We start from the raw sequence: 5,391 nt of genomic DNA on the forward strand, positions 1-5,391 counted from the left end.
GACATCGACGCCGAGCACGCCCGGCGGATCGGGCTGGTCAACCACGTGCACCCGGACCAGGAGGCGACCCTGGCCGCGGCCCGGGCCCTGGCCGCCGAGATCGCCGGCAACGCGCCGCTGGTGGTGCAGGGGATCAAGGACGTGCTGAACCACGACCGCGAGGCCGACGTGGCCGCCGGGTTGCGCTACGTGGGCGCCTGGAACGCCGCGTTCCTGCCCAGCCGGGATCTCGGCGAGGCGGTGCAGGCCTTCCTGGAGCGGCGTCCGCCGGAGTTCACCGGCGAGTAGGTCACCAGAGCAGGCCGCGGCCGAGCATCTGCGGGACGGTGAGGTCGCTCAGCGCGAAGGCGGTGAACGGGCCGAACAGCAGCAGCACCGTCCCGGTCCAGAACGCGGCCGCGGCCCGCCCGGTGAGCCCCCAGCGGCGACGCAGCAGCCGGTTCACGGCGACGGCGGCGACGGCCAGCGGAACGGCGGTGATCAGGATGACGAACACGCCGACGTCGGCCTCGCCGTCGCGAAAGGGGGAGGACACCGTGCCCCACACCGTTGCCCGCACGTAGTAGCTGTACACGACGACCAGCAGCAGCGGGAACGCCAACAGGTAGCCGATCGCCAGGTTGGTCAGCAGCCAGGCCAGTGCCACGCGACCGCGCCTGGCTGTGGTCGCCGTCCGCTCCGGCACCGACTGACCTCCCGGGCCGGCATTGCAACCCGGCCACACCGCGACACTAGCGCAGCGCAGCGTTGTGCCCTTCGAAAACCCGGTAGGTGCCGAGCAGTTCGGCCCCGTAGTGGTCGGCGTCCGGCCCGGTCCCGTTGTAGCGGGCGAAGATCCGGCGGAGCTCGTCGTCGGTGTAGTTGAGCCGCAGACCGCCGATGCCCACCGCGGCGGCGCCCTCGAACAGCACCACCGGGACGGTGGCGATGTTGTCGTTGCCGTCGTCGTGCAGGCCGTTCCACACCTGGTAGACGACATGCCAGTCGGAGCCGACCAGCGGACTGCCGGTGATCAGACCCTGGCCGAGGGCCCAGTTGCGGGCCCGGATCGCGGTCGCGGCGAAGATCTGCGCGATCCCGGTGCTGGCGTCCTCCTGCCCGCCGACCGGCGGCGTCGGCGCGGGACCGACCGGCACCCGTTGCCAGGCCTCGTAGGCGATCTTGTAGGCGTACCAGGACACCACCAGCCCGTCGGCCACGTCGTCCAGCGGCGTCTGCTTCCAGTACTCCCAGAACACCTCGGCCTGGATCAGCGCCTTGCGCACCCCGAACGAGCGGCTGAGGTTGGTGATCAGCTCGTCGTAGGCGACGACCACGTCGACCGACTCGGCGACGGAGTGCTTGAGCCCGGTCTTGTTGGAGGTGACGGTCTCGGCGTAGGCCTCCAGGTCGGTGGTCAGCGCCGGTTTGCGGTCGACGTTGAAGTAGTTGTCCGGCGCGTCGGCGGGGGTGGGCCGGGCGACCACCTCGGACTGGCCGGAGTCGCGTCCGCTGTAGATGTTGTTGTCGATCTGAATGCCACTCGCACCGGAGCCCACGGTGATCGTGGCGATCTGGTCGTAGGCCCAGTTGCGGGGCATCGAGAAACCCAGGTTGCCGCTGAACCCGGTGGACATGTCGGAGACGAAGCTGGTCTCGGTCAGTCCTTCGTTGAACAGCCGGGTGCACACGTTACGAGCGCCGTACACCCCGATGCGGTAGGCGTTGCCATACAGGTTCATGGCCCGCTTCAGCGCCCGGAAGTGCGGGATGATCTTTTCGGTGATCTCCTTGTCCAGCGCGTCGAAGTCGACGGCGAAGTAGATCGTGGTGCCGCGCAGGAAGCCGTAGCCGGTCGCGGCGGACAGTGCCAGGCTCGCGTCCCGCGCCCCCTGCTGCTCGTTGAAGTAGCCGGCGCTACCGCCGTAGGTCTGGAAGATGGGGAACACCCGCATTCCGGCGCCGAAGATCGCGGCCAGCTCACCTGGCTTGATCTTCTTGTCCAGGGTGCCGCCCGGCACGTTGGACAGGTATCGCCCGGCCACCCGGTAGCCGGCCGAGAACAGCGCCCCGGCCCGGGCGGCGGTGATCTCGGTGATGCAGTCGCAGGCGGCTCCGCGCCGGTCCGGGTCACCGTTGCTGACCAGCAGCGAGCACCAGGTCTGGTAGTCGCCGGTGCCGTTGACCGGCAGCCCGACGAACTCCTGGAAGCTCGTCACCTGGTCGCGCACGGTCGCCGTGAAGTTCCCGTCGAACGGGATCTCGTACCGGTTGAAGATCATGCCGGCCTGGAACAGCCGGACGTACACCGAGGTGCCGGTGTCCGCGGCACCGACGGTCAACCTCGGTCTGGCCCGCAACGTGGCGCGGGTCCCGGGTCCGAAGGTGCCGTTGGCGCCGGGCACCCCCATCTCGATCTGCAACGCCCAGATGAGCGCCTTGGCCACGTCGCGGGAGCCGTGGCCGTCGGCGGGGATGATGGAGAACCAGGACTGGGCGTAGTAGGTCCGGTTCATCCACTGCTGCACCGAGCGCACGGTGGTGGAGCCGTTCTCCACCACCACGTAGGCGTCCATGGTGAGCAGTGCCTTGAACTCCTTGGGGGCCAACGTTCTGCGCTCGTCGGTGAAACCCATGTCGCGGCGCATCCTCAGCACCCAGTCGCCGGTCGTCTCGCCGTAGTTTCCGGAGAGCTGGTCGCCCCAGTAGCCCTTGCAGTACTGTCCACACTGGACTATCCGGACGATGTTCGTCGGCGCGCCCGGCCCGATCTCGCCGAACTGTCTGGTGAGCTCGGCCAGTGTGGCCGGACCGAAGGTGTCGGACAGCCTGTCGGCTGGTATTCCGAGCTCGATCTGCAGCGCCCGGGTCAGGGCGTACATGGTCTCCCAGCCCGTGTGGCCGTCCTCCGGCGCTCGGTTGAATCCGGGCTTGCCTCCGTAGACGGCGTTGACCCACTCCTGGGCGTGCCGCACCCACTCGTCCTCCAGCGGGCCGATGAAGCCGGGGCCGACCGAGTTCGCCCGGAACAGCCGCTCCTCGCCGCGCAACTGCTCCAGCTCCGGCCTCGGCTGCGGCACCCCGGCGGCGGAGTCCGGCGGCGGCTTGATCTGGTCCGGCGGCGCGGCAACGGCCGGCGCGGCCAGCACCGTGGTCACCCCGGCCGCGCCCGCGGACGCTCCCATCAGCTTGAGCGCGCCCCGGCGCGGCAGCAGTGCCCTCGGCCAAACCCCCATCGCGATCTCCTCCAGGCGTGCGAACATCGCATGTGTCCGGTGTGATTTCCCCAGCGCGCCAACGATGCGCGAACCGTAACACCGGCCAGGACAGCGGGCGCCGTTCTCCACGGAGTCTTCACAAACTCAGCACACGGCAACGGGGCTGGACCGCGAACCGGTCCAGCCCCGTTGTGGTCGCCTGGGTCAGCCGACCGGCTCGAGCTGCCTGGGCTCGGCCGCCGCGCCTGCCGGCGGGACGGTCTCACCCCGGCGGCGCAGGAACCGCGGCGTCCACCAGTTGGCCCGGCCCAGCACGCCCATCATGGCGGGCAGCACGACCGCCCGGATCAGCGTCGCGTCGATCAGGATGGCCGTGGCCAACCCGACACCGAGCTGCTTCATGTCGATCGTGCTCAGCGTGGCGAAGATCGAGAACACCCCGATCATGACGGCCGCCGCACTGGTCACCACGCCGGCCGAGCGGGTGATCCCGGTGGCGATCGCGGTGCGGGTGTCGGCTCCGGCCGCGGCCGTCTCCCGGATCCGGCTCACCACGAACACGTGGTAGTCCATCGACAGGCCGAACAGCGTGACGAACAGGATCACCGGGAGCCAGGCGACGATGCCGCCGGTGGAGGTGAAGCCGAGCAGGCCTTCCGCCCAGGTGTGCTGGAACACCAGGACCAGCACTCCGTATGCCGCTCCGGCGGAGAGCAGGTTCAGCCCGATCGCGCTCAGCGCGATCACCGGCGCCCGGAACGCCCACAGCATCACCAGGAACGTCAGCAGCAGCACGAACCCCATCACCCAGGGCAGTGCGTCGTTCATCGTGTCGATGAAGTCGTTCTCGCCCGCGGTCTGCCCGCTGACCGCGAACTCCACGCCCGCCACCGTGCCGAGCGTCTGCGGCAGGATCTCGGTGCGCAGCTTGGCCAGCGAGTCGTCGGCGGCCTGGCTGCCGGCGTCGTCCGGAATGCCGGCCCGCACCACGAAGATCCGGCCGCCCGCGGCCTCGTCCACCCGCGGCGCCTGGTCGTACGCGAAGCTGTCGTCGGCGGCCAGCCGGCCCAGCAGGTCGTCCACCGCGGCCCGCCCGGCGGCGGTCTGGTCGGCCGGCACCCGGACCGCGATCGAGTGCGCGCCGCCGGTGCTGGGGAACGCATCGGTCATCCGGTCGTAGGACTGCATGATCGAGATGGAGCGCGGCAGGTCCGCCTCGGTCGGCGCGTTGAGCTTCATGCCGAACGCCGGGATCGCCAGGGCCACCAGCGCGGCGCCGGAGATCAGCAGGGTCAGGCCCGGGCGACGCAGGCTCGGCTTCAGCACCGCGCGCCAGAACCGGGGCTCGCCACCGGGACGCATGGACAGCCGCCACAGCACCGGAACCCGCGGCCGGTCGACCCACCGGCCGAGCTTGGCCAGCAGTGCGGGCAGCACGGTGATCGAGCCGATCATCGCGGCCAGCACCACCAGGATCGTGCCGACGGCGATCGAGGAGAACACGATGTCGTTGACCACGAACATGCCGGCCATGGCGACCGCGACGGCGATCCCGGAGACCACGATCGCGTGCCCGGAGGTGGCGGCGGCGATCTCCACCGCGTCCACGTGGCCGGCGCCCTTGGCCCGTTCCTCACGTTCTCGCCGCACGTAGAACAGGGAGTAGTCCACCCCGACCGCCATGCCGATCAGCAGGATCATGCTCGAGGTGTTGTCGGTCGCCGGGATCAGGTGGGACACCAGCGCGGACAGACCGAGCGCCGTGCCCACCGCGGACATCGCCAGCAGCACCGGGATCCCGGCGGCGATCAGCGCGCCGAACACCAGCAGCATGATGATCAGGGTCACCGGGATGCTGATCAGCTCGGCCTTCTGGAAGTCCTTGCCCAGCGTCTCGGACAGCGCCTTGTCCAGCGACGCCCCGCCGACCTCCTCGATGCGCAGGTCGGGGTAGCGCTGCTGCACCGACGCGGTGGTGTCCAGCAGCGGCTGGATCCGCTCCTCGGCGGTGTGCGGGTCACCGGTCATCTCCACGTTGACCAGAACCGCGGTGCCCTTGGGCGAGGGGAGCGCCTCGCTGACCTCGCCGACCTGGGACAGCCCCGACATGCTGGCCCGCACGTCGGCCGCCGCGGCCTGGGCCCGGGCGCTGTCCAGGTTGCCCTCCCGGGCGGTGATCAGCACGTTCTCCGAC

The 5,391-nt window shown here is 70.1% G+C and carries 4 protein-coding genes; 1 reads left to right on the forward strand and 3 read right to left on the reverse strand.

Annotated features, from left to right (window positions below; genetic code table 11):
- The coding region (locus tag VFO68_RS13355; RefSeq protein WP_325158570.1) for an enoyl-CoA hydratase-related protein at window positions 1–288 on the forward strand (288 nt) is incomplete at its 5' end.
- Window position 289: 1 nt separating this feature from the next.
- Here VFO68_RS13355 and VFO68_RS13360 read toward each other — a convergent pair.
- The 3 genes from VFO68_RS13360 to VFO68_RS13370 form a co-directional block, all read right to left on the reverse strand.
- A complete protein-coding gene (locus VFO68_RS13360) occupies window positions 290–685 on the reverse strand; it encodes a hypothetical protein (RefSeq protein WP_325158571.1) in 396 nt (131 codons plus the stop codon).
- Window positions 686–731: 46 nt separating this feature from the next.
- Entirely contained in the window at window positions 732–3,215 is a 2,484-nt protein-coding gene (locus VFO68_RS13365) for a glycoside hydrolase domain-containing protein (protein WP_325158572.1), read from the reverse strand.
- 186 nt (window positions 3,216–3,401) lie between these two features.
- On the reverse strand, window positions 3,402–5,391 hold a 1,990-nt coding region (locus VFO68_RS13370), incomplete at its 5' end, for an MMPL family transporter (RefSeq protein WP_325158573.1).

Source organism: Actinophytocola sp. (genome assembly GCF_035712165.1).
Taxonomy (GTDB): domain Bacteria; phylum Actinomycetota; class Actinomycetes; order Mycobacteriales; family Pseudonocardiaceae; genus DASYTH01.